Here is a 23,753-nt window from a genome sequence, read left to right on the forward strand (position 1 = left end):
GGGTCGGACAGGGCGAGCATGGCGACGCGCAGGTCGCACTCGCGGGCCACCTCGGGGACGCCGGCCGCGGCGGCGCCCGCGCGGACCGCGACCGCCAGGTCGAGGGACATGGACGGGACGCGCGGCAGCAGGTCGCGCCACGTCCAGCCGGGCAGCGCGGGGCGCCGGGCGGCGAGGAGCGCCGCGAGGGCGCGCTCCTCGTCCGCCGACACCGCCGCGTCCGGCCGGCAGAGCGCGAGCAGGACGGCGGCGGCCTCGCCGCCGACGCCGTCCAGCTCGGCGAGTTCGGCCAGCGCGTCGAGGCCCGCGAAGTCGGCGGCGCGCCAGCGGCCGGTGACGGTGCGGGCCAGCCGGGAGGCCGGGGCGTCCGGGACGCCCTCGCGCAGGTCGACGGCCAGGGCGTGGGACGCGTGGTGCCGCACGTCCGTCCAGACGCCGGGCGTCGTGCCCACGAGGTGCTGGGCGGCGCGCTGCGGGTCGGCGCTGTAGGTGACGAACGTCAGCCGTTCGGCGGCCGCGACGGGCAGCGAGTACGACACCAGCGCGATCCAGCGGGCGATCGTGTCGACGTCGTCGGCGACGAGCACCACCCGGCCGTCGCCCGCGGCGATCCGCTCGCCGACCGCGCCCACCAGGACGCCGAGCGTCCCGAACGGGTCGGCGGGGCCGGACGCGGGGAGCCAGCGGGCGAGGTCCTCGGGGGCGAGCGCCGCGCCGGGCGGCAGCTCGTCCAGCTCGTCCAGCCGGTCGCCGGCGGGCGGGCGCGGGTCCCAGATCGGCGACCGCCACAGCTCCGCCGGGCGGACGCCCTCCAGCTCCTCCGGCTCGGCGACGACGGCGTGCCCGAAGAAGTTGCCGTAGCGGCCCGAGTAGTCCCGCCCCAGGTAGCGGCACCGGACCAGGACCGGACGGCCGTCGACCCGGTCGTACAGCAGCGAGACGGGGAACCGGCCGAGCTCGGCGTCGCCCGGTTCGGCCGGGGCCTCCGGCGGCGGACGGTACGACAGGTGCGGCAGCACGCCCGCGCGGGCGCCCTCGGGCAGTCCCGGGGTCTCGGCGACGAACTGGAACCCGGACCGCCCGGTCGGGCCGTGCCGCACGGAGGTGTAGTGCAGCTGCCACGCCATCGTCACTCGCCTCCCGGACGAACACCGTCGAGCATCCCGAACCGGTACAGCAGCCACAGCAGCGGGTCCTCGGCGCGGTGCGGGCGGACGCCGCCCGCGCCGACCCGCCCGTCCGCGGGGACGCCGCCGAGCGCGGAGAGCGCGAAGAACGCGTGGTCGGCGTACTGCTGCCCGAGGTAGGTGTCGAGCTGCCCGGCCCGCCAGTCGTGCAGCAGCGCCCGCACCTGCTCGTGCACGGCGTCGCGGTCGTCGAGGTCGAGGACGCCCGCCCCGGTGCGGGTCCGGTGCAGCGCGGACTGCCGCAGCAGGTCGGGGCGCAGCGCGTCCATCTTGGTGAGGGCGACCGCGACCGGGACGGGCAGCGGCTCGCCGGGCCGGGCGCCGTGCCGCCCCCGCAGCGTGTCGGTGACGCGCGCGATGACGTTCAGCGGCTCGCTGTCGGGGTCCTCGCCGGGGACGCGCGGGGCGGGCACGGCGTCGCGCAGCACCGGCCGGGCGCCCGGCAGTTCGAGCGGGTCCACCAGGAAGACCACCGCGTCGGCGGCCTCCAGGTAGCGCAGGTGCAGGTCGGTGACCTCGCGGCTGCGCAGGTCCTCCCCGGCGGTGTCGAACAGGACGAGCGCGAGCGCGTCGTTGCGGGCCCGCGCGAACCGGCCCCGGCGGGTGCGGGTCAGCAGGTAGACGAGGGGTTCGCGGGGGCTCGTCGCGGCGGACGCCGTCGTGGGCAGCAGCCGCTGCTCCTCCAGCAGCGGGCGCGCGAAGTCCCGCTTGTACCGTTCGATGGTGCGGTCGTCGCACGCCACCAGGGACGCGTCGAGTTCGGTCCCGACCCGGTTCATCAGCTCGTGCAGCAGCACCGCGATGTAGGTGCTCTTGCCCGCGTTCTTCGCCCCGACCAGCGCGACGATCCGGCCGGGGGAGTCGCAGTAGGCGGGCGGCAGCGGGTTGTGGCACCGCGGGCACACCCGGTTCCCGGTCGGACGGCCGCACGCCGGGCAGTCGGCGCGCCCCGCCTGCGCGGTGCGGCGGCCCGGCGGGTCGAACACCGGCGGCAGCGACGCGCCCGCCGTCGACCCGGTGTAGGCGGCGAGCGCCTCGTCCAGCACGGGCGCGCACCCCTGCTGCCGTCCGGCCCGGCCCCGGCACCGGAACGGGATCCGCTGCGGCGCGGTGGCCGCGAAGCAGTACGGGCACGTCACCTCGCGGCGCCCGCCCGGCAGCCCCGGCACCCGCCCCAGCGCCGCCCGCGACAGCCCCGCCCGGGGCGGCCCGCTCACCGGCGCACCCGCAGCCGGTCGACGGGCGGGTCGGACAGCTCGACGTCGTCGTCGGCGGCGAAGCAGCGCAGCCAGTACGGGCCGGCGGCGTCCGGCGCGGGCGCCGACAGCTCCCCGGGGACCGGCACCTGCTCCCACGCCCGCAGCGTCTCCCCGTCGCCCGCGCGGTGCGGCATCACCCGCCCGGCCCGCAGGACGAGCGACAGCCGGCCCACCCGGACCGGGCGGGACGCGGTCAGCCGGATCGTCAGCGTCCGCCGCCACGGCGGGCCCGACCGCACGACGTCGTACCGGACGACCGTGCGCGCCGCGACGACCGCCGTCACCGGCGGCCCGGTCACGCGGACGCCGCCGACCGTCCCGGCGGACGCGAGCACCACCTCCACGGCGGCGTCCTCCGGCGCGGGCACCCGGATGCCGCCGTGCGCGTCGTACGCGGCGCGGCTCACCGCCTCGCGCCCCGGCGCGGCGCCCGCCACCCGGTGCAGCAGGTCGATCTCGGCGACGTCGCGGGGCCAGTCGAACCCCACGTGGACGTGCCCGCCGCGCCGCTCGGCGACCAGCCCGCGGGGCGGCGGCAGGTTCACGTGCCGGTGCGCGGCGCCGACCGCGGCGGTGCCCTCGACGACCGTCACCGCGACCAGCCAGCCGCCCGACCCGGGCCGCACCGCGAGCCGTCCCTCGGCGGGGGCGCTCTGCGCGGTCTCCGGGACGCGCCGCGTCTCCCGCCGCACCTCCTCCAGCGGGACGAGCGCGCTGCGCGGCCACGGCGGCTCGCCGTCCGCCAGCACCAGCTCCACCCGGCCGCTCGCGGGCGGCGCGAACCGCACCCGCACCAGCCCGGGATCGCCCGGGTCGGGGTCGGCGGCCAGCTCCATCACCGGTTCGGGCGGCGCGCTCGGCGTCACCGACGCCCGCACGCCCGGCGTGACGACCTCGCGGCCGTCCTCGTCGAGGTAGACGGCGCTGATCCGGTAGGTGAGGGCGCGGCCGTTGGGCACCCGGTCGCCGAACCCGTCGCGGCCCGCGGGCACGGCCGTCCCGTCCCGGACCACCAGCACCCGCGCCGCCTCCGGCGGCACCCGCCACCGCCCGGTGACGCGCCCGTCGCCCGGCAGCAGCTCGACGCCGGACGGCTCGGGCCGCACCACCACGGGGCCCGCGACCGCCGGCGCGGCCGCCGCCTCGCCCCGCACCGCGACGACCCCGTAGTACAGCGGCGCGTTCACCGGCGGCTCCGGGTCCCGCCCGTCCCGCACGGGACGCCCGTCGGCCGGGCCCCGCGGGGGGCGGCCGCGGCGGCGCACCACGTGGTAGAGCACGTCGCCCGCCGTCGACGGCGACGGCTCCCACGACACCCGCACCGCACCGGCGGCGTCCCCGTCGCCGTACTCGACGTCGGCCCGCACGTCCGGGACGGGCGCGGGCGCCAGCCGCCGCTGGTGCTCGGCCGCGCCCGGCAGGTCCCGGACCAGGGTGAGCGCGTCGGCCAGCAGCCGCCACGCCCGGTCCGGGTCGCGTTCGGCGGCGGCCGTCTCGCGCAGCCGCAGCGCCGTGTCGAGCCGCCGCCGCGCCTCCGCCGCCAGCAGCCGCTCCTCCGGCTGCTCCCCGCCGCCGTCGGGCGCCGGGACGTCCGACGCGTCCGCCAGCTCGGCCGCCGCGAACACCTCGCCGGCGTCCAGCAGGGCCCGCAGCCGCCCCGCGAGGCCGCCGGCGCCGGGCCCGCCCTCCCGGACGACCGCGAACACCAGCCGCCGCGCGTCCTCGGCCGCGACGCCCAGGTCCTCGGCGGCGTGCCGCAGCAGCGCCCGGTCCGACGCGCGCTGCCGGAACCGCTCCCGCAGCCGGTCCACGACGTCGTACAGCAGCAGGTCCGCCGGGTCGGCGCCCGACCGCAGCGCCGCCAGGACGGTCTCGGCGTGCGTGGTGCTCGTGTCGCGGGCCCGCCGCGCCCACCGCTCGCCCGCCGCCGCGACCGCCGCGCGGTCCGGACGGGGGGCGCGGTCGGCGCCGCCGGGGGACGCCGGGGCGGACCCGTCGAGCACGCGCATCGGCCCGGTCGGCCGGTCCCCGAACAGGAACCCGGCCAGGTGCCGCTCGCCGAGCACGTCGAGCGACTCGCGCACCTTCCGGAACGCCGGGTACGGCGCGGACACCGGCAGCGGGTCGGGCTCCCGCACCTCGATGCCGTCCGCGGCCGCGAGCCGCGCCAGCTCGTCCGCCGCCATCCCCCCGGCGCGCGCGATCGCCGCGACCTCGCCGGGCGTCGCCATCCGCGGCGCGCCCGCCGCGTCCGCGAGCCGCGCCCGCGTCTCCGCCCGGCGCCGCCGCGCCCGCTCCGTCCCGCCGTGCAGCCGGTCGGCGAGGCCGCGCAGGTCGCCGCGCTCGGCGGCGGCGAACACCGGCGCGAGCGCCCGGTGCTCGGCCTCCAGCCGGTCGATCAGGCGCCGGTACTTCAGCTGCCCGCGCGCCCGCCGCCAGCACTGCCGCACCTCCCGGACCCGCGCCGTGACGGCGGCCGGCTCCAGCGGGTCGGGCAGCGCGTACCGGGCGCGCAGGTCCTCGGGCGGCTGGTCGCCCGCGGCGCGCGCGGGCTCCAGCACGTCCCGGCGGTACTCCTCGTCGAACGTCACGACCGCTTGCCTCCCCGCGGGGGACGCCCCCCGCTCCCCCCGGCGCCCCGGCCGGTCCTCAGCTCACCCGGACCCGGGAGAGGGCCTTCCGCGAGCGCTCGACCTCCTCCTCGGACATGCGGCCGACGTCGACCTTCAGGTCGAGCCGCTCGCCGGTCTCCTTCTCCACCGCCGTCACGTTCAGCAGCCCGGACGAGTCGAGCGCGAACGTCACCTCGACCGGCCAGCCCGCCTTCTTGCCCGGCGGCACCCGGATCTCCCCGGTCGCGATCTCGTTGTTGTCGCCGAGCTCCGGCGACTCGACGCTGCCCGCCTGCTCCATCACCCGGATGTCGGCCGACGTCTGGTCGTCGTAGACGGTGAAGAAGTCCTCGGTCTTCGCCGCGGGGAGCTCGTCGTTCGCGTGCACGAGGTGCGCGACGCTCTCGTCGCCGCTGTCGCGGTCCACCACGACGATTCCGAACGCGTGCGACGCGACCGTCCGGATCCGCCGCCCCGCGATCTGCTTCTGCTGCTCCGCCGACAGCCCCGCCCGGATCGCCATGTCCGCCGCGCGCTCGGCGGCGCCCTCCCGCACCAGCCGCCGGTAGGTCTCCTCGAACGCGTACAGCGCCGCGCCCTTCGCCACCGCGAGGTCGGGGTCCTGCAGCCGGGGGATCATGCCGAGCTCGGTCTCCAGCCGCGCCGCGACCACCGGCATCTTCGTCGACCCGCCCACCAGCACGAGGTCGTCGTAGTCGTGGACGCCCTTGTCGGCGGCCGCCGTGAGCGTCCGGCCGGTGATCTCGATCGTCCGGTCCAGGAGGTCCTTGGTCAGCTCCTCCAGCTTCTCCCGCGTCACCTCGACAGCCGCGACGCGCCCGCCGTGCATCACCCGGACGGTGTGCGCCGTCCGCGTCGTCAGCGACTTCTTCGCGTCCTCGGCGTCCCGGCGCAGCTGCTGCTCGGTCTGCGGGTCGTCCAGCGGGTCGCCCGCGTCCGGGTGCTCGGCGCGGAACCGCTCCGCCAGGTGCTCCACGAGCCGCGAGTCCCAGTCGGCGCCGCCCAGCTCGTGGTCGCCGTCGGTGCACACCACCTCGATGTGGCCGTCCCGCAGCGTGATCACCGTCGTGTCGAACGTGCCGCCGCCGAGGTCGTACACCAGGATCGTCCGGTTCAGGTCGGGGTTCAGCACCCCGTAGTTGATCGCCGCGGCGATCGGCTCCGACACGATGTCGATGACGTTCAGGCCCGCGATCCGCCCCGCTTTGCGCGTCGCGTCGCGCTCCGCCGCGCCGAAGTACGCCGGCACCGTGACCACGACGTCGCGGGCCTCCTCGCCCGTCGTGGTCCGCGCGTCCGTCGCCAGCTTCAGCAGGATGAACGCCGACAGCTCCTCGGGCGTGAAGTCGATGCCGTGCATCGGGCGCGTGACGTCCCGGCCCATGTCCCGCTTGACCAGGCTGACGACGTTCTCGGGCTCCAGGACCGCGGTGTCCTTCGCGGTCGCGCCCACCACGACGTTCTCGCCGCTCTCGAAGTACACCACCGACGGCGTCGTGTCGGTGCCCTCCAGGTTCCGCAGGACCGCCGGCCGCCCCACGTCGTCGATCGCGGCGATGCAGGAGTACGTGGTTCCCAGGTCGATGCCGTAGACAGCCATGTCCCTCTCACTATCGGTCCCGAGTCGAGTTGTTCATGCTCTCGCCGCGCCCGGCCGCCTCACGGCGACGTGACCCGGACCTGACGATCGGAGCCGCCGGCTCCGGCGCCCGGCCGTCCGCGCCGCCGCCCTCCGCGCCGTTCACGGCGCCGTCGTCCGCACCGCTGTCCGCACCGCTGTCCGCGCCGCTGTCCGCGCCGGTCCCGGGGCCGTCGTCCGCACCGTCCTCGGCGGCGGCGCCCCCGGCCTTCCCCGCGCCGTTCGGGCGGGGCTCCAGCCGGCCGACGCAGACGGCCGCCTTGCGCAGCACCCGGCCGCCCTCCTCGAACCCGTCGGAGCGCGCCTCGACGACGGTGCCGTCCCGGCCGGGCTCGGCGACCGCCGCGACCGCCACGGGCCGGTGCCGGGACGGGTCGTAGGGCTGGCCGGGCTCGGCCCGGAACCGCTCGACGCCCAGCCGGGCGAGCGCGTCCGCGACGTCGTCGGCCAGCGCGTCCAGCAGGTCCGCCGTCGCGCCGGCGTCCTCGGCGGCCGCCAGGCGGCGGGCCTGGTCGTGCACCCGGTACAGCGCGGCGCGGACCGGCTCCAGCATCGCGTGCAGCTCGCCCCGCCGCAGCCGCTGGTTCTCCTCGTGGAGACGGTCGATGACGGACTCGCGGTGCGCGGCCCGTTCGTGCTCGCGGTCCAGCCGGGCGGCGAGCCCCGCCAGGGCGTCCCTGACCTCGGCGCGGAACGCCGCGTCGTCCCGGCCGTCCTTGACCGGATCTTCCCCGTCGCTCGACACGTGCAGTGACCTTAATGGTGAGGCGGCAAGAGGCGGTAGAGCGCTGTTGACCTTCCGTGAACTCTAGTTTGACCCGAGCCCGCCATTCCAGCACCGAACTTGCCGAGTCTGCCCCCTCGACATCTTCATGCGTGGGTAACAGGGGGGATACGGGGCTGTAGCACCCCGTGTGGACGATCGCGGATAGGAGGTGACCGTGTTGCTGCGAATTCGCATACGACTGCCGGACCGCCCGGGGTCGCTGGGCAAGGTGGCGCGCACCCTGGGCGCCGCGGGAGCCGACGTCGTGCAGATGGCGGTGCTCGAACGCGACAACGGTCGGGCGCTGGACGACTTCACCGTGGCGTGGCCCGCCGGTGCGGGCATCGGGCGGCTGGTGGACGGGCTGGGAGCCATCCCGGGAGTGGAGATCGTCGGCGTGTGGCCCACCGTCGAGCCCGCGGGCGTCCATCCGGACGCCGCCGTCATCGGGCAGGTCGCGGCCGTCCCGGACCGGGGCCCGCAGATCCTGGCGGACGCGGTGCCCGGCGTGCTCAGCGCCGACTGGGCGGGCCTCGCGGAGATCGACGAGGACGGTCACGCCATGCTCGCGCACGCCAGCATCGGCGGCGTGCTCCAGGACGAGCTGCCCGCGCTGGCGCCGCTGCGGCCGCGCGCGTTCACCGCGCCGGACGGCGCGCAGTACGCCATCTGCCCGCTCGCCGCGGGCAGGGTCGTGCTGGTCGTCGCCCGGACGGGCGCGCCGCCGTTCCACCGGACCGAGGTGTACCGCCTCGAGCAGCTCGTCGGCGCGGCGGAGACGGTGCTGGGCGCGGCCCCCGCCGGTCTCGTCTGCGCCCCCTGAACGCCCGCCGCGGCCCGCACCGGGGGGGACCGCGGCGGCGAAGCCCGGCCGGGCGGCGACAGCGTCGTCGACGTCCGCGCCGCGGCGGCTCCGGCGGGACCGGGACGGTGCGGGGCTCGGCGCGACCCCGCACCCTCCGGTCCCGTCCGGGACCGCCCCTGCCCGCGGAGCGGCCGGGGCGGCGGTCGGGGCCTGTTCTTCCGGGCGGCGTGTTGACAGAATCACATTCTGGTTCCTGTCGCGTCCCAGGAGGTGGCCGATGGCCGTTCTGCTCCGACCGTACGCCGAGACACGTCCCGACGAACCCGCCCTGACCGACGAACGGGGGTCCACCGGCTGGCGCGACCTGAACGAGCGGACCGACCGGCTCGCCGACGCCCTGCGGGCCCTCGGGCTGGGCGTCGGGGACGCGATCGCGATCCACTCGGGGAACCGCCGCGAGTACTTCGAGCTGATGTGCGCGGCCGGGCACATCGGCCTCCGGTACGTGCTGGTCAACTGGCACTGGACGGCCGACGAGCTGCGGTACGTGCTCACGGACTCCGGCGCGCGGGTCCTGTTCTCCGAGGACGCGTTCGGCGGCGTCGCGCGGGAGGGGTCGGACGGGCTCGCACTGGACGCCCGGGTCGCGATCGGGGAGCCGGTCGACGGGTTCGTCCCGTACGAGGAGTTCGTGGCGTCCGGCAAGGCGGTGGAGCCGCCCGACCAGAGCATGGGCGCGCCGATGATCTACACGTCCGGCACCACGGGGCGGCCGAAGGGCGTGTCGCGCAAGGTGCTGGCCGCGGGCGCGCCGATCGAGACGTCCAAGCTGGTCGCCGACGGGTTCGCGGAGATCCTGCGGATCCCGGAGGGCGGGCGGTCGCTGCTGGTCGGGCCGGTCTACCACTCGGCGCAGTGGCTGTGGTCGCAGGCGTTCCTGGTCGGCGGCCGCGCGGTGGTGATGCGCCGCGACTTCGACCCGGCCGAGACGCTGCGGCTCATCGACGAGCACCGGATCACGAACGTGCACCTGGTGCCGACCCAGTTCGTCCGGATGCTGCGGCTGGACCCGGACGTGCGCGCCGCGTTCGACGGCTCGAGCCTCGTGTCCGTGTGGCACGGCGCGGCGCCGTGCTCGCCGGAGATCAAGCGCCGGATGATCGAGTGGTTCGGCCCGGTCGTGCACGAGTACTACGGCTCCACGGAGTCGTCGGTCAACACCGTGATCATGGCCGCGGAGTGGCTGGAGCGGCCCGGCAGCGTGGGGCGCCCGCTGCCGACGACCGAGGTGCACGTGCTGCGGGAGGACGGCGGTCCGGCGGCTCCGGGCGAGGCCGGGAAGCTGTGGTTCCGGTACGTCGGCGGCGAGGACGTCGAGTACTGGGGCGACGAGGCGAAGACCCGCTCGATCCACCGCGACGACGGCCTGTTCACCACCGGGGACGTCGGCTACCTCGACGAGGACGGCTACCTCTTCCTCGCCGACCGCGCCATCGACATGATCATCAGCGGCGGGGTGAACATCTACCCGGCGGAGATCGAGGGCGTGCTGATCACCCACCCGGCGGTCCGGGACGTCGCGGTGTTCGGGATCCCCGACGAGGAGTTCGGCGAGCAGGTGAAGGCGGCCGTCGAGCTCACCGACGGCGCCGAGCCGTCGGACGCGCTGACCGGGGAGCTGGTCGCGCACGTCCGGGAGAAGCTGGCCGGGTACAAGGCGCCGCGCTCGATCGACTACGTCGACGCGATGCCGCGCACGCCGACCGGCAAGCTCTACAAGCGGCTGCTCCGCGACCCGTACTGGGAGGGCCGCGCCCAGAAGATCTAGGCGGGCGCCCGGTCCAGCAGCGCCAGGACCGCGTCCAGGTCGGTGAGGCCCGCGTCGGAGCCGAGCCCCTGGGCGACGGTCGCGGCGGCGGCCGTCCCCCACCGGGCGGCGTCCGCCACGGGCCGGGACCGGACGAGCGCGGTGACGAAGCCCGCGCAGTAGGCGTCGCCGCAGCCGGTCGTGTCGACGACGTCGACGGGCAGGGCGGGCAGGTGCCGCACGCCGTCGGCGGTCGCGAGCAGGCTGCCGTCGCCGCCGAGCGTGACGACGGCGGAGGCGGGGCCCGCGGCGCGCAGCGCGAGGGCGGCCTTCTCCGGGTCGGTCTCGCCGGTCATGGCGGCGGCCTGCTCCAGGTTCGGCAGGACGTGGTCGACGTGCGGGAGGAACGCGGCGGCGCCCTCGAGCAGGTCGGGCAGGTTCGACAGCAGGTCCATCGTGACGATCGTGCCGTTGGCGCGGGCGGCCTCGAGCATCGCGAAGAACGCCGGGTCGTTCAGCCCGAACGTGACGTCGGGGCCGCCGAGGTGGACGGCGTCCGCGGCGACGAGCAGGCCGCGCTCGACGGCCGCGGGGGTGAGCGTCAGGTTCGCGCCCGGGACGTGGAAGCTGGGGCGGCCGCCGTCGCCGCGGATCGGCAGGACGGACGCGCTGGTCTGGTCGGCGGTGCGCCGCACCAGGCCGGTGACGTCCACGCCGTTCCGGTTCATGATCGCGACGAGCAGGTCGCCGAGGTCGTCGTCGCCGATCGCGCCGACCGAGACGACCTCGTTGCCGAGCCTGGCCAGGGCCACCGCGGTGCCGGCGGCGGCGCCCGCCGCGGTCGCCCGGATCTCCTCGACGACGACCGTGTCCTGGCCCGCCGGGATGCCCTCGACCGGCCGCGCGAGCACGTCCAGGATGTGCGCACCGAGGGTGACGACGGTCATGATCGCGCTCCCTTAATGATCGTCCGGCCCGTAGCGTACGCCCTGACGACCGACGAAGGTGAGGGGTGTCCGCGATGGTGCTGGAGGAGGAGCGGGCCGCGCTGTGCGCGGTGGGCCGCAGGCTGGCCGAGACGGGCCTGGTGACGGGCGCGTCCGGCAACGTCAGCGTGCGGTCGGGCGATCTGGTGGCGGTCACGCCCGGCGGGATGATGCTCGACCGGATGCGGCCGCGGGACTGCCCGGTGGTGGACGTCGCGGGCCGGCTCGTCGAGGGGGACCGGGCACCGTCGTCGGAGACGCCGATGCACCTGGCGCTGTACGGGGCGACGCCCGCGGCGGCGATCGTCCACACGCACTCCACGTACGGCGCGGTGGTGGCGTCGACCATGGCGGAGCTGCCGCCGATCCACTACAACACCCTGCTGCTCGGCGGCGTGGTCCGGGTCGCCGAGTATGCGACGTACGGGACGCCGGAACTCGCGGCGAACGTCCGGGCCGCGATGGCGGGCGGCCGGCGGGCCGCGCTGATGGCCAACCACGGCGGCGTCGCGATCGGCGGCGACCTGGACGAGGCGTTCGAGAACGCGCGGCTGCTCGAGTGGCTGTGCGGCGTGTACGTCCGGGCGAAGGCGATCGGGGAGCCGCGGGTGCTGACGGAGGAGGAGCTGGCGGAGGTCGTCGAGCGGGGGCTGGCGCCGCCGGAGTTCCCGCCCTTGTAACCTAACGCTTGCTAGGTAGTCGTCGAAAGGGGCCCCATGGGACTCGTCCTGACCGGCAAGCCGCGCCCGCACGTCACGCAGATCACCCTCAACCGGCCCGAGCGGATGAACGCGATGGCGTTCGACGTCATGGTCCCCTTCCGCGAGGCCCTCGAAGCGGCGAGCCGCGACAACGACACCCGCGCCGTCGTGATCACCGGCGCGGGCCGCGGGTTCTGCTCCGGCGCCGACCTGGAGTCCCCGGGCCCCGTCCCCGGCACCGACGGACTCACCCTCTCGACGATCGCGCTCCGCTCGATGGAACTGCTCGACGACGTCGTCCGCACGATGCGCCGCGTCCACCAGCCGGTGATCGCCGCCGTCAACGGCCCCGCGATCGGCGGCGGGTTCTGCCTGAGCGTCGCCGCCGACGTGCGGCTCGCCGCCGAGACCGCAGTGTTCCGCGCGGCGGGCATCAACAACGGCCTCACCGCCGCCGAACTCGGCCTCGGCTACCTGCTGCCGCGCGCCATCGGCTCGTCCCGCGCGTTCGAGATCATGCTGTCCGGGCGGGACGTCGACGCCGCCGAGGCCGAGCGGATCGGGCTCGTCTCCCGCGTCGTCCCCGGCGGCGGCCTCCTCGACGCCTCCCTCGACCTCGCCGAGCGCATCGCGGGGTTCAGCCGCCCCGGCGTCGAGCTGACCAAGCGGATGCTGTGGGCGGGGCTGCACGCGGGCAGCCTCGACGCCCACATGGACGCCGAGGGCCTCGGGCAGCTGTTCGTCCGCCTCACCACCCAGAACTTCGAGGAGTCGATCAAGGCGCGGAAGGAGAACCGGCCGCCCGACTTCCAGGACTGACGCGCCCCGGCGGCGCCCGCCGCGCCCGTCCGGCGGGCATGGCGGACCGGGGCCGGGTGTGACACGCTGCGCCTGTGCCGAAGATGCCGGTGGACGACGCCTTTCGCCTGCTCGCCGGAGCGCCCGTCGCGCGCCTTGCCACGGTCGGGGAGGACGGCCGCCCCCACCTGGTCCCGGTGACGTTCGCCCTGCACCGCGGCGCCGTCCACATCGCCGTCGACCACAAGCCGAAGAGCACCCGCGACCTGCGGCGCCTCGCGAACGTCCGGGCCGACCCGCGGGTGGCGCTGCTCGCCGACCACTACGACGACGACTGGACGCGCCTGTGGTGGGTCCGCGCGGACGGCCACGCCCGCGTCGTCGAGGAGCCCGACCGCGTCCGCGAACCCGTCCGGCTCCTCGCCGACCGCTACCCCCAGTACCGCGAGCACCCGCCCGGCGGCCCCGTCATCACGATCACCATCGACCGCCTCACCGGCTGGACGGCGTCCTAGGCCTGGCCCTCCAGCGCCAGGAAGAAGACGCCGTCGACGAACACCTGGTAGGTCGACGGGCGGAACCCGGCGAACATCACCTTGCGCGTCTTCTCGATCACCACCTCGTGCCGCTCCTGGTGCCCGACCGTGAACGGGTAGCGCTCCGTCAGCCGCAGACTGAACAGGTTCTGCTTCTCCACGACCGGGTGGCCGTCCACGCTGATCCGCACCTTGCCCCACATGCGGTCGAAGAAGAACTCGACCCGGTGCCGCTCGTACTGCCCCAAGTCGAACCAGAACTGCTCGTGCATCCCGCTCCGCTTTCCTCTCAGTCCCAGGCCGCGCCGAGCTTCGCCAGCTCGTCCGCGTACTCGATCCGGCCCGCCCACTCCGCGGGCCAGGCGTCCATCCCCAGGTGCGCGCCCGCGAACGCGCCCGCCAGGCACGCGATCGAGTCGGAGTCGCCCGAACTGGCGGCCCCGCGCCGGATCGCGCGCACCGGGTCGTCCGGGAACAGCAGGAAGCACAGCAGGCCGGTCGCGAGGGCCTCCTCCGCAACCCAGCCGCCCCCGGTGAACGCGCACGGGTCGGTGCCGCGGTCGCCGCGCGCGACGGCGTCCAGGAGCCGGTCCAGCACGTCCCGGCACTCGTCCCAGCCGCGCGCGACGAACGTCTCGGGGTCGGGCATCCCGGGCCGCCGCCACAGCGTCCCGAGCCACTTCTCGTGGTAGACGGCCCGCTGCTCGAGGCACCGGTCGCGGAGCGCGCCGGGCAGGTCCGCCGGGGCCATCCCGTCGGCCAGCCACCGGACGGCGAACGCCGTCAGCTCGCTCGCCGCCAGCCCGGTCGGGTGCCCGTGCGTCATCGCCGCCTGGAGCTGCGACGCCCCGGCGCGCGTCTCGTCCGTCAGCCCCGGGGCGAGCCCGACCGGCGCGACCCGCATGTTCGCGCCGCAGCCCTTGGACCCGGCCACGGTCGCCTCCACCCACGGCTTGCCGGCCTCCAGGCCCGCGCACGCCCGCAGGCACGTGGTGCCGGGCGCCCGGTTGTTGTCGGGGCTGCGCAGCCAGTCGACGAACCGGCGCCGCCACATCGGCGCCACGAGCCCCGGGGTGAACGGCGGATTCGCCAGCGCGTCCAGCAGCCCGAGCCCCACCGCGATCGCCATCTGCGTGTCGTCGGTGACGAGCGCCGGATCGCCTTCGGGCCGCTCCGGCCCGTCCGCCCCGAACCGCCGCTCGATCTGCTTCATGGTGAGGAACTCGGTGGGCGCGCCGAGGGCGTCCCCGTACGCCAGCCCGAACATCGCACCGCTCGCCCGTCGCACGCTCATGGAGGGCATTGTTCGCCCTTCGGGCGATCTTCCGCAACGCGGACCGTCCCGCGACCAGGCCGGACCGCCGGCCTCAGGCCGCGCCGGTGATGCCCGCGAGGGCGCCGAGCCGCGCGCGGTGGTGGTCGGACGAGCCGAACAGCTGCCGCGACCCCTGCGCGCGCTTGAAGTACAGGTGCGCGTCGTGCTCCCACGTGAAGCCGATCCCGCCGTGCAGCTGGATCGCCTCGCCCGCCGTGTGGAAGTAGGCGTCCGAGCAGTACGCCTTCGCCAGCGCCGCCGCCGCGGGCAGCTCCGCCGGACGCGCGTCCGCGACGGCGGCCGCGTTCAGCACCGCCGACCGCCCCGACTCCACCAGCACGAACATGTCCGCGCACCGGTGCTTGACCGCCTGGAACGACCCGATGGCCCGCCCGAACTGCTTGCGGACCTTGAGGTACTCGACCGTCATGTCCAGCGTCCGCTGCGCGCCGCCGAGCTGCTCGGCCGCCAGCGCCACCGCCGCCGTGTCGAGGGCGCGCAGGACGGCGTCCGCCCCGCCCACCCGCCGCACGGGCGCGCCGTCGAACGCGACCCGCGCGAGCTTGCGCGTCTGGTCGACCGTCGGCACCGGCGTCCGCACGACCCCCGCGTCCCCCTCGACGGCGAACAGCCCCATGCCGTCGCCGTCCCGCGCCGCGACCAGCAGCAGGTCGGCGATGTGCCCGTCGAGCACGAAGTCCTTGACGCCGGTCAGCTTCCCGCCCTCGACGGTCGCCGTCACGGCCCCGAGGTCCCACCGGCCGCCGTCCTCGGCGACCGCGAGCGTGGCGATCACGGACCCGTCCGCGATCCCCGGCAGCAGGTCGTGCCCGCCCTCGCCCGCCGCGAGCCCCGCCGCCGCGGTGACCGTCGCGAGGAACGGCGCGCACACGAGCGCGCGCCCCATCTCCTCGAACACCACCGCCAGCTCCCGCATCCCGAACCCGGCGCCGCCGTGCTCCTCCGGGATCGCGAGGCCCTGCAGCCCGAGCTGCTCGGCCATCAGCGCCCACACGGCGGGATCGTGCCCCTCGGCGGTCTCCATCAGCCGCCGCACCTCCGCGCCGGAGGACCGGTCGGCGAAGAACCGCCGCAGCGCGTCCCGCAGCTCCCGCTGCTCCTCGGTGACGACGAGCTCCATCCGGCGGCCTCCCCAACGCGGCGCTTGTTCGGTCGGTCGACCATGCTCGTCCACGCGGACCGGCCCCGGCCGTCCCGCTCCCGCTCACCGGGACGGACGTCAGGGCGCCCAGTCGTGCGGCCCGAGCACGTATCCCTTGTCGGTCGAGTGCACGTGGTTCACCGACACCAGGTGCCCGAGCGCCGCCCACAGGTCCTCCTCGGGCCCGCCGACCAGCCGCCCGAGCGTCGCGAAGTCCGCCGCGCCGCCCTCCTTGTCGATCTCCGCGACCGTCTCGTAGACCCGCAGCTCGAAGTCGCTGAGCTCCTGCACGTCCCCGCGCCTCTCGAATCGCTCGTCCATAACGAAAGCGTGCCCACTCCCGGCGGTTCTATTTGCCCGCCCGGCCCTCCGTCGCACCGGACACGGCGAACCCGGACACGTACCCTGGAAGAGACACGACTTTCACGATCCGTATGCGAAGGGTGGCGCTCCGCTCATAAGCTCGCCCGCGAGGAAGGGAGCGGAGCATGACTGCGATGGTTCATGAGCCTCTGATGCGGGAGGACGACCTCCTGGCGGGATTCCTCGCCCTCAAGACCCCCGAGGGCTACCGAGCCGAGCTGATCGACGGAGAGATCGTCGTGACACCACCCCCCGGCGGTCCCCACGAGGAGTGGATCGCAGAGATCACCTGGCAGCTCGCGCGGCACAGCGCGGCCAAGTTCCACTGCTCCGGGAACAAGGGGCTGATCATTCCCGGTGGCCCGGGACAGCGGGAGAACCGCGTGATCCCGGACGGCACGGTAGTGCGCGCCGACCTGGGTCTTTTGCGGGACGCGGGTCCATGGATGCCGGTCGAGCCGGACACCGTGTCCATGGTGATGGAGGTCACCTCGCGGCGTGGCGACCTGGATCGGCAAGCGAAACGGCACGGCTACGCACGGGCGGGAATCCCGCTGTACTTGCTCGTGGACAGGGACAAGGGAAGGGTGTCGCTGTTCAGCGAGCCGGAGGACGGCGACTACAAGCACACCCATCGCGTGCCGTTCGGAGAGAAGCTGGCCCTTCCGAAGCCCTTCGACTTCGACCTGGACACCTCCGACTTCGGCTGACGCGCGGCCGTGGGACCGCCGCGCGGCCCTCCCTGTCGGTCTCCGCGATGGTCCGTCAGAGCCCTGCCCCGCACCGTTGCGGTGGTCGCGGGAGCTCACCCCGCCGAACGCCGTGCGGTTCGAGGTGGGGGCGCCGTCCTTCCCCGGGCGGCCTCGGCGCCGGAATCGCCCCGTTGCAGGAAGCCGGTCCGTGCCGGCACGGCATGGGGCGTCGATCGTCGTGGCTCCGGCGCGGGTCAGCCGTGGCGGCTCAGGTCGTGGAAGAAGCCGGGGACGGTGTGCAGGGCGCCGGAGGCGGCGACCTCGTCGTAGACGTGGCGGGCGACGGCCAGGTCGAGGACGCCGAGGCCGAACGGGGAGAAGACGACCGGGCGGTCGGCGGGCGGGGCGATGCGGTCGGTGAGGACGTCGTAGAGGGTGCCGGCCACGAAGTCGCGGTCGCCGACGCGCTGCTCCGCCAGGTGCGGGGACGTGTTCGCCTTCATGCAGTGCTCGACGTCGTCGACCACGTTCCACGAGTCCAGGATGATCTCGGGGGAGAGGTCGCGCAGGGACACGTGCAGGACGAGCGGGTTGTGCGCGAACCAGGACGGGTCGTGCACGTGGGGTTCGCCCGCGACGGTCGCGAAGACGATCAGGTCGCAGGCGCGGACGAGGCTCTCGGCGGTGTCGTGGACGGTGACCTCGCCCTTCTCGGTGCGTTCGAGGTAGCCCTTGAAGCCCGCGGCGTGCTCGGCGGAGAGGTCGTGCACGGCGAGTTCGTCGAAGGCGAAGCCGGTGGCCGCGAGGTAGGTGTGGATGTAGCGGGCGATGAGGCCGCCGCCGACGAAGCCGACGCGGCGGGGGCGGTCGCCGCGGCGGTCGGCGATGGACGCGGCGGCGAGCGCCGCGGACGCGGCGGTGCGGGCCGCGCTGATGATGGAGCTCTCCAGGCACGCGAAGGGGTAGCCGGTCTCGGCGTCGTTGAGGATGAGGACGGCGGAGGCGCGGGGGAAGCCGCGGGCGACGTTGCCGGGGAAGCTGGAGATCCACTTGATGCCGTGCACGCCGACGTCGCCCTCGACGGAGGCGGGGAGCGCGATGATGCGGTCCGACGGGCGGTCGGGGAAGCGCAGGAAGTACGAGTCGGGGTTGATCGTCCGCCCCTCGCCGTGCAGCCGGTAGGCCGCCTCGACCATCGCGACGACCTGCTCCTCCCGGCCGGCGACCGCCTCGTGCACCTGGGCGCCCGAGATCACGGCGAATGCGGGGACCTGCGACATGGGAACTCCGTGTTCTTCTCTGATGATCAGACGCCGAGGGTATCGGCGCCCGAATCGAGTTCGGGAATCAGCGCGGGGAAGTGCTCGCGGAGCCAGCCCTCGGCGTAGAGGGAGTCGAGGTACCGCTCGCCGAGGTCGGGGGCGATCGCGACGGCGACGGGGTCGGCACCCGGGTACTTGGCGTCGAGCCAGCGGCACGCGCCGGACACGACGGTGCCGGTCGAGCCGCCGAACAGGAACCCGCGGGACGAGAGCGCGTGGGCCGTCCGGACCGTGTCGGCCTCGGGGACGTGCACGACGTCGTCGATGAGGGACTCGTCGACCAGGGCGGGACGGCTGCTGGTGCCGAGCCCGGGGACCATGCGGGGGCCGGGGACGCCGCCGAAGGTGACCGAGCCGACCGCGTCGACCGCGACGATCGTCACCGGGCGGTCGTGCTCGCGGAAGTACCGGGCGCAGCCCATCAGGGTCCCGGTGGTGCCGGCGCCGACGAACAGGACCTCCAGGTCGGGGAACTGGCGGTCGATCGCGGGGGCGGTGCCGCGGTAGTGCGCGAGCCAGTTGTTGCGGTTGGCGTACTGGTTCAGCCAGACGTACCCGTCGGTCTCGCACAGCTCGCGGACGTAGCGGATGCGGCTCTCCAGGAAGCCGCCGTTGGCGTCGGTCCGCGACACGACCCGGACCTCGGCGCCGAGCGCGCGCATGACCCGCATGGACGCGGGGTTGCAGCGGGGGTCGGTGACGCAGACGAACTTGAGGCCGCGGTCGGCGGCGATGAGGCTGAGCGCGATGCCGAGGTTGCCCGAGGACGATTCCACGATCGTCGAGCCGGGGGCGAGCAGGCCGTCGCGTTCGGCGGCGTCCACCATCGCGGCGGCCGCCTTCAGTTTCACCGAACCGGCGAAATTGAAGCCCTCGCATTTGAGTAGCAGCGACCGCCCGATCGCATTTCGTAGATCGACGTAAAGGTCGTCCACATTGAAATCCTGCGGCGAGGTGATTATCGGCACGCTGCCACCCTGAAATGAAGAAGCAATTCCCTCATCGTCCCCCGTGCAACGCCGCGGGTGTATTTCTCCTGACCATGGCGGAGCCTCACCGTACCTTCGCCCATCTTGCCCCCGCAACCCCCTGCTTACCGACGGGTAGGGCAGAATGCACGGTGCTTCTCGGCGGGCCCGGACTTAAGCTATGGAGCCGCATTGTCGAGCGCCGGCGTTCGATGACGGCGAAGCGGTACTAGATCACGGAGAGTGAACATGAGCGCTCGTGGACCGGCGGCCGGCCGGCTGCTTCCCCCGGACGGTCTGGCGGCCCTCGCGGTGCCCGAGGCCGAGCTCGGACGGGCGCGCGACCTGGCCGTCCGGCACGGGATGCTGCGCGAGCGGGACGTCGACCTCGGCGATCCCGTGATCACGCGGGTGGAGCGGTTCGCCGCCGAGCGGGACCGGCCCGCGGTCGCCGACGCGGCCCGCGCGCTGAGCTACGCCGAGCTGGCCGCCGAGGCGCGCCGGCTGGCGGCGCTGCTGGACGGCGCGGGCGTGCGGCCCGGCGAGGTCGTCGGGGTCGGCGGCGGCCGGTGCGCCGCGGTGGTCGCGGCGTTCCTGGCGATCGAGCTGGTCGGCGCGCTGTACGTGCCGGCGGACGAGACGTGGCCGGCGTCGCGCGTCCGCGACGTGCTCGACCAGGCGGGCGCGTCCGTCCTGCTCACCGTGGACGACGCGCCCGCGCCCGCGCTGCTGGAGGGGGCGGCGGCGGCCGGGTGCCGGACGGTCCGCGCCGACGCGGCCCGCGACCTGGCGCCGCGGCCCGGCGAGCCCGTCCTGGACGCCCTCGACCGCCCCCGCTACGTGCTGTTCACGTCGGGGTCGACGGGCCGCCCGAAGGGCGCGGTCGTCGAGCACCGGGGGATGCTCAACCACCTCTGGGCGAAAATCATCGACCTGGAGCTGACGGACGCCGACGCGGTCGCGTTCACCGCCCCGCTCGGCTTCGACATCTCGATCTGGCAGATGCTGTGCCCGCTGCTGCTCGGCGGCCGGGTCGAGATCGTCGGCGACGGTGTCGCGCACGACGCGCCCGCGTTCGCGCGGCTGGTGGACGAGCGCGCCGTCACGGTCGTCGAGCTGGTCCCGACGATGGTCCGGCACCTGCTGGACGACCTGCCGGAACGGGCGGACGGGCCGCCGTTCCCCGGGCTGCGCTGGATGATCGCGACCGGCGAGGAGCTGCCCGCCGAGCTGTCGCGGCGCTGGCTGGCGGCCGTCCCGCACGCGCGGCTGCTGAACGCCTACGGGCCCACCGAGTGCTCCGACGACGTCACCCACCACACGGTCACGGCCGGGGACCTGGAGCTGCTGCGGCTGCCGATCGGCACCCCGGTCGTGAACGCGCGCCTGTACGTCCTGCGCGCGCTGGACGACGGGACGTGGGCGGCGTGCGACGTCGGCGAGACCGGCGAGCTGTTCGTCGGCGGCGTCGTCGTCGGGCGCGGCTACCTGGGCGACCCCGACCGGACGCGCGAGGCGTTCTACCGGGACCCGTTCGGCCCGTCGCCGACGGGGCGCCTCTACCGGACGGGCGACGCGGTGCGGCTGCTGCCGCCGGGCGCGGGCGGCGAGGACCGGCCGACGCTGCAGTACCTCGGCCGGGTCGACCGGCAGGTGAAGATCTCCGGGGTGCGGATGGAGCTGGGGGAGATCGAGGCGGTGCTCCAGCGGCACCCGTCGGTGGGCGCCGCGGCGGTGGTCGTGCACGAGTATCCGGCCAGGTAGCGGCGGGTGCGCGGGCGCGCAAGTTAACGGTCGGTAATCGCATTGGCCGGATTCGGTTGCCAACCTTTGTCACCCGGTGAGCGTCCGCGACATCCCGGGACCTCCCTCACCCGTGTCCTTTTGTCACTCCTGTGAGCAATATTCGAGGTCAAGTTCTACTTTCGAGGGGATTGCGAGGGCTGTGATCCGGCTGCTTGACTGTGGCACCGCTACTCCTGAGTAGAACGTGGGTCGCGGGAGGTCTCGCCGGGGTCGGAAAACGGCGGCGCTCCGTATCGGCGAGACCACAGGGCGCAGTCCGGGATCGCGGCCGCCGCGCATCCGTCGGGACTCGGGGAAAGGGGACGGGGCCAGCCCGATCAGTTCTGTGGTCATTCTCATCGGTTTTTTGCCCATCGGACCCGGCGCCGCTGCGGCGCCGTTGCCGGGCACAAAGCAAACCCACCCCGACCCGGAAAGTGCCGCTTGATGTCGTCCACCGAGTTCGTTCCTCTCTCCGCCGCTCAGCAGAGCGTCTGGTACGCGCAGCAACTGGCGCCGGGAACGCCGATCCATCTCGCGCAGTACATCGAGATCGAGGGCCGGCTCGACCACGGACTGTTCGACCGGGTCGCGCGAATCGCGGCGCACGAGGCGCTCGCGATGAACGTCCGGCTGGTGGAGCGGGACGGAATTGCGCACCAGCGCCTGGACCCGGACGCGTCCGCGACCATTCCGCTCGTGGACCTCAGCGGCGAGCCCGACCCGCGCGCCGCCGCGCGGGCCCGGATGCGCGCCCGGATGGCCGAGCCCCTCCCGCTGGACGCCGAGCACCTGTACATCACCGAGCTGCTGCGGCTCTCGCCCGACCTGCACTGGTGGTTCCTGCGGGCGCACCACACGATCCAGGACGCCTACAGCGGCGCGATCGTGAGCCGCCGCGCCGCCGAGGTGTACACGATCCTCGCGAACGGCGGCGAGTACGTCCCCGCCGAGCAGGGCGACTACCGGCGCGTCCTCGCGGAAGAGGAGGCGTACCGGCGCTCGGAGAAGTTCGAGCGCGACCGCGCGTACTGGACGGAGCGGTTCGCCGACCGCCCCGTCGCGGTGAGCCTGTCGGACGGCCTGGCGGAGCCCACCGCCGACTACCTGACCCGCATCACGGTGATCCCGCCGGAGGAGGCCGCCGGCCTGGCCGCCGGGGCGCGCCGGCTCCGCACCGCCACCCCGGGCCTCGCGATCGCCGCGACCGCCGCGTACGTCGCCCGGATGACCGGCACCGAGGACGTCGTCCTCGGCCTCGCCGTCAGCGGCCGCACCACCCAGGTCGCCCTCGAGACCCCCGCGATGCTCGCGTCGGTCCTCCCGCTGCGCGTCGCCGTCACCCCGGACATGACGGTGGAGCGGCTGGTCCGCACCGCGACCCGCGCCGCCGCCCGCGCGCTGCGCCACCAGCGGTACCGCCGCGAGGACCTGCTGCGCGACCTGCGCCTGCTCGGCGAGCGCCGCCGCCTGCACGGGCCCGTCATCAACATCATGGCGTTCGACTACCGCATCGACTTCGCGGGCCTGCCCGCGAAGATGCACGCCATCACCACGGGCCCCATCGACGACCTGTCGATCAACATCTACGACAACTTCGACGGCACCGGGATGCGCGTCGACTTCGACGCGCACCCCGACCTGTACACCGAATCGGAGGTCGCCGCGCACCAGGACCGCTACGTCCGGTTCCTGCGGGCCCTCGGCGACGCGGACCCCGCGACGCCCCTGCGCGACGTCGCGCTCCTGGACGACGCCGAGCGCGGGCTCGTCCTGCGCGAGTGGAACGACACGTCCGCCCCCGTCGCCCCGGCGGTCGTCCCCGGCCTGGTGGAGGCGCAGGCCGCCCGGACGCCCGCCGCGACGGCCGTCACGTGCGACGGCGCCGCGCTGACGTACGCGGAGCTGAACGCCCGCGCGAACCGCCTGGCCCGGCACTTGATCGGGCGGGGCGTCGGCCCGGAGGACTTCGTGGCGCTGGCGCTGCCGCGCGACGCCGACCTCATCGTGGCGGCGCTGGCCGTGCTGAAGGCGGGCGCGGCGTACCAGCCGATCGACCTGGCCTACCCGGCGGACCGCATCGCGTACATGCTGGCCGACGCCGCCCCGGCGGCCGTCATCACCACGTCGTCCGCGGCCATCCCGGACACCGCGGCCGCGGGGGCGGGCGCCGCCGCGGACGAGCGCGACGGCCGCGGGCGCGGCATCGCCCGCGTCGAGATCGACGCGCTCGACCTGGCCGGCGGCGGCTCGGCCGCCGACGCCGCCGACGTCACCGACGCCGAGCGCGTCCGGCCGCTGCGCCCCGGGAACGCCGCGTACGTCATCTACACGTCCGGTTCGACCGGGCGGCCCAAGGGCGTCGTCGTCTCGCACGCCAACGTCGTCGACCTGTGCGCGTGGGCGGGCCGGGAGTTCGGGCCCGACCGGCTGGCGCGGGTGCTGTTCTCCACCTCGATGAACTTCGACGTGTCGGTGTTCGAGTGGCTGGCGCCGCTCACCGCCGGGGGGAGCATCGACGTCGTCCGCGACCTCCTCGCCGTCGCCGAGCGGGGCGGCTGGTCGGGGACGCTGATCAGCGGCGTCCCGTCGGCGGTGTCGGCGCTGCTCGGCACCGGACGGCTCGACCTGCGGGCGGGCGACGTCGTGCTGGCGGGCGAGGCGCTCCCGGCGCGGCTCGTCCGGGACCTGCGCGCGCTGCTGCCGGACGCCCGTGTCTCGAACGTCTACGGGCCCACCGAGGCCACGGTCTACGCGGCCGCGTGGCACGACGACGGCAACACCGCCGGGCACGCGCCGATCGGCCGGCCGGTCGCCAACACCCGGGCGTACGTCCTGGACGCGGCGCTCGGCCCGGTCCCGCCCGGCGTCCCCGGTGAGCTGTACCTGGCGGGGGAGGGGCTGGCGCGCGGCTACCTGCACCGCCCGGGGCTGACCGCCGACCGGTTCGTCGCGTGCCCGTTCGGTGGCCGTCCGGGTGAGCGCATGTACCGGACGGGCGACCTGGTGCGCTGGAACCGGGACGGGCA

The 23,753-nt window shown here is 75.0% G+C and carries 20 protein-coding genes; 8 read left to right on the forward strand and 12 right to left on the reverse strand.

Going from position 1 to position 23,753, the window contains the following annotated elements; translation table 11 throughout:
* From DMH08_RS07985 to grpE, 5 genes are all read right to left on the reverse strand, one after another.
* A partial coding sequence (locus DMH08_RS07985; protein WP_442778632.1) for a GAP1-N2 domain-containing protein occupies window positions 1–1,127 on the reverse strand: 1,127 nt, incomplete at its 3' end.
* 2 nt (window positions 1,128–1,129) lie between these two features.
* Window positions 1,130–2,404 (reverse strand): TRAFAC clade GTPase domain-containing protein, encoded by a 1,275-nt coding sequence (locus DMH08_RS07990; protein ID WP_233617473.1) that lies wholly within the window; start codon window positions 2,402–2,404, stop codon window positions 1,130–1,132.
* A complete protein-coding gene (locus tag DMH08_RS07995; RefSeq protein ID WP_125612738.1) occupies window positions 2,401–5,037 on the reverse strand; it encodes a hypothetical protein in 2,637 nt (878 codons plus the stop codon). Before DMH08_RS07995 ends, DMH08_RS07990 begins: the two co-directional genes overlap by 4 nt.
* Window positions 5,038–5,095: 58 nt before the next feature.
* Complete coding sequence (locus DMH08_RS08000) at window positions 5,096–6,679, reverse strand: Hsp70 family protein (protein ID WP_026400366.1); 1,584 nt, start codon at window positions 6,677–6,679, stop codon at window positions 5,096–5,098.
* Between the two features lie 10 nt (window positions 6,680–6,689).
* Window positions 6,690–7,463, reverse strand: coding sequence for a nucleotide exchange factor GrpE (grpE, locus tag DMH08_RS08005; protein WP_233617474.1), 774 nt, complete (start codon window positions 7,461–7,463; stop codon window positions 6,690–6,692).
* Between the two features lie 196 nt (window positions 7,464–7,659).
* Between grpE and DMH08_RS08010 the strand changes: the two genes are divergently transcribed.
* Window positions 7,660–8,307, forward strand: coding sequence for an ACT domain-containing protein (locus DMH08_RS08010; RefSeq protein WP_125612742.1), 648 nt, complete (start codon window positions 7,660–7,662; stop codon window positions 8,305–8,307).
* A 259-nt stretch (window positions 8,308–8,566) separates the two neighbouring features.
* Window positions 8,567–10,117, forward strand: a complete 1,551-nt coding sequence (locus DMH08_RS08015) for an AMP-binding protein (RefSeq protein ID WP_125612744.1) — start codon at window positions 8,567–8,569, stop codon at window positions 10,115–10,117.
* On the opposite strand, the gene DMH08_RS08020 is transcribed toward DMH08_RS08015, so the two are convergent.
* Window positions 10,114–11,043 carry a carbohydrate kinase family protein gene (locus DMH08_RS08020; protein WP_026400363.1) on the reverse strand — a complete coding sequence of 310 codons (930 nt, stop codon included), beginning with the start codon at window positions 11,041–11,043 and terminating at the stop codon, window positions 10,114–10,116. The genes DMH08_RS08015 and DMH08_RS08020 overlap by 4 nt on opposite strands.
* 74 nt (window positions 11,044–11,117) lie before the next feature.
* On the opposite strand from DMH08_RS08020, the gene DMH08_RS08025 reads away from it, so the two are divergent.
* The 3 genes from DMH08_RS08025 (at window position 11,118) to DMH08_RS08035 (ending at window position 13,096) form a co-directional block, all read left to right on the forward strand.
* A complete protein-coding gene (locus DMH08_RS08025) occupies window positions 11,118–11,762 on the forward strand; it encodes a class II aldolase/adducin family protein (RefSeq protein ID WP_026400362.1) in 645 nt (214 codons plus the stop codon).
* A gap of 36 nt (window positions 11,763–11,798) precedes the next feature.
* Window positions 11,799–12,602: an enoyl-CoA hydratase gene (locus DMH08_RS08030; protein WP_026400361.1), complete on the forward strand. Its 804-nt coding sequence runs from the start codon at window positions 11,799–11,801 to the stop codon at window positions 12,600–12,602.
* An 83-nt stretch (window positions 12,603–12,685) separates the two neighbouring features.
* Window positions 12,686–13,096: a TIGR03668 family PPOX class F420-dependent oxidoreductase gene (locus tag DMH08_RS08035; protein ID WP_125612757.1), complete on the forward strand. Its 411-nt coding sequence runs from the start codon at window positions 12,686–12,688 to the stop codon at window positions 13,094–13,096.
* Here DMH08_RS08035 and DMH08_RS08040 read toward each other — a convergent pair.
* From DMH08_RS08040 to DMH08_RS08055, 4 genes are all read right to left on the reverse strand, one after another.
* The gene (locus DMH08_RS08040; RefSeq protein ID WP_125612747.1) at window positions 13,093–13,389 is read right to left on the reverse strand and encodes a hypothetical protein; all 297 of its coding nucleotides are present in this window, start codon (window positions 13,387–13,389) and stop codon (window positions 13,093–13,095) included. The genes DMH08_RS08035 and DMH08_RS08040 overlap by 4 nt on opposite strands.
* A gap of 17 nt (window positions 13,390–13,406) precedes the next feature.
* Window positions 13,407–14,411: an ADP-ribosylglycohydrolase family protein gene (locus DMH08_RS08045; RefSeq protein ID WP_233617475.1), complete on the reverse strand. Its 1,005-nt coding sequence runs from the start codon at window positions 14,409–14,411 to the stop codon at window positions 13,407–13,409.
* 73 nt (window positions 14,412–14,484) lie between these two features.
* Window positions 14,485–15,573, reverse strand: a complete 1,089-nt coding sequence (locus tag DMH08_RS08050) for an acyl-CoA dehydrogenase family protein (protein ID WP_125612750.1) — start codon at window positions 15,571–15,573, stop codon at window positions 14,485–14,487.
* A gap of 99 nt (window positions 15,574–15,672) precedes the next feature.
* Window positions 15,673–15,915, reverse strand: a complete 243-nt coding sequence (locus tag DMH08_RS08055; protein WP_026400356.1) for a hypothetical protein — start codon at window positions 15,913–15,915, stop codon at window positions 15,673–15,675.
* 167 nt (window positions 15,916–16,082) lie between these two features.
* On the opposite strand from DMH08_RS08055, the gene DMH08_RS08060 reads away from it, so the two are divergent.
* Window positions 16,083–16,667, forward strand: a complete 585-nt coding sequence (locus tag DMH08_RS08060) for a Uma2 family endonuclease (protein ID WP_199747682.1) — start codon at window positions 16,083–16,085, stop codon at window positions 16,665–16,667.
* A 236-nt stretch (window positions 16,668–16,903) separates the two neighbouring features.
* Here DMH08_RS08060 and sbnB read toward each other — a convergent pair whose 3' ends face one another.
* The gene (sbnB, locus tag DMH08_RS08065) at window positions 16,904–17,929 is read right to left on the reverse strand and encodes a 2,3-diaminopropionate biosynthesis protein SbnB (protein WP_026400355.1); all 1,026 of its coding nucleotides are present in this window, start codon (window positions 17,927–17,929) and stop codon (window positions 16,904–16,906) included.
* A gap of 26 nt (window positions 17,930–17,955) precedes the next feature.
* Window positions 17,956–18,939, reverse strand: a complete 984-nt coding sequence (sbnA, locus tag DMH08_RS08070; RefSeq protein WP_026400354.1) for a 2,3-diaminopropionate biosynthesis protein SbnA — start codon at window positions 18,937–18,939, stop codon at window positions 17,956–17,958.
* A gap of 249 nt (window positions 18,940–19,188) precedes the next feature.
* On the opposite strand from sbnA, the gene DMH08_RS08075 reads away from it, so the two are divergent.
* Complete coding sequence (locus tag DMH08_RS08075; RefSeq protein ID WP_125612752.1) at window positions 19,189–20,703, forward strand: amino acid adenylation domain-containing protein; 1,515 nt, start codon at window positions 19,189–19,191, stop codon at window positions 20,701–20,703.
* Between the two features lie 468 nt (window positions 20,704–21,171).
* On the forward strand, window positions 21,172–23,753 hold a 2,582-nt coding region (locus DMH08_RS08080), incomplete at its 3' end, for an amino acid adenylation domain-containing protein (protein WP_125612753.1).

Origin of the sequence: Actinomadura sp. WAC 06369 (assembly GCF_003947565.1) — a bacterium.
GTDB classification, from domain to species: domain Bacteria; phylum Actinomycetota; class Actinomycetes; order Streptosporangiales; family Streptosporangiaceae; genus Spirillospora; species Spirillospora rifamycini.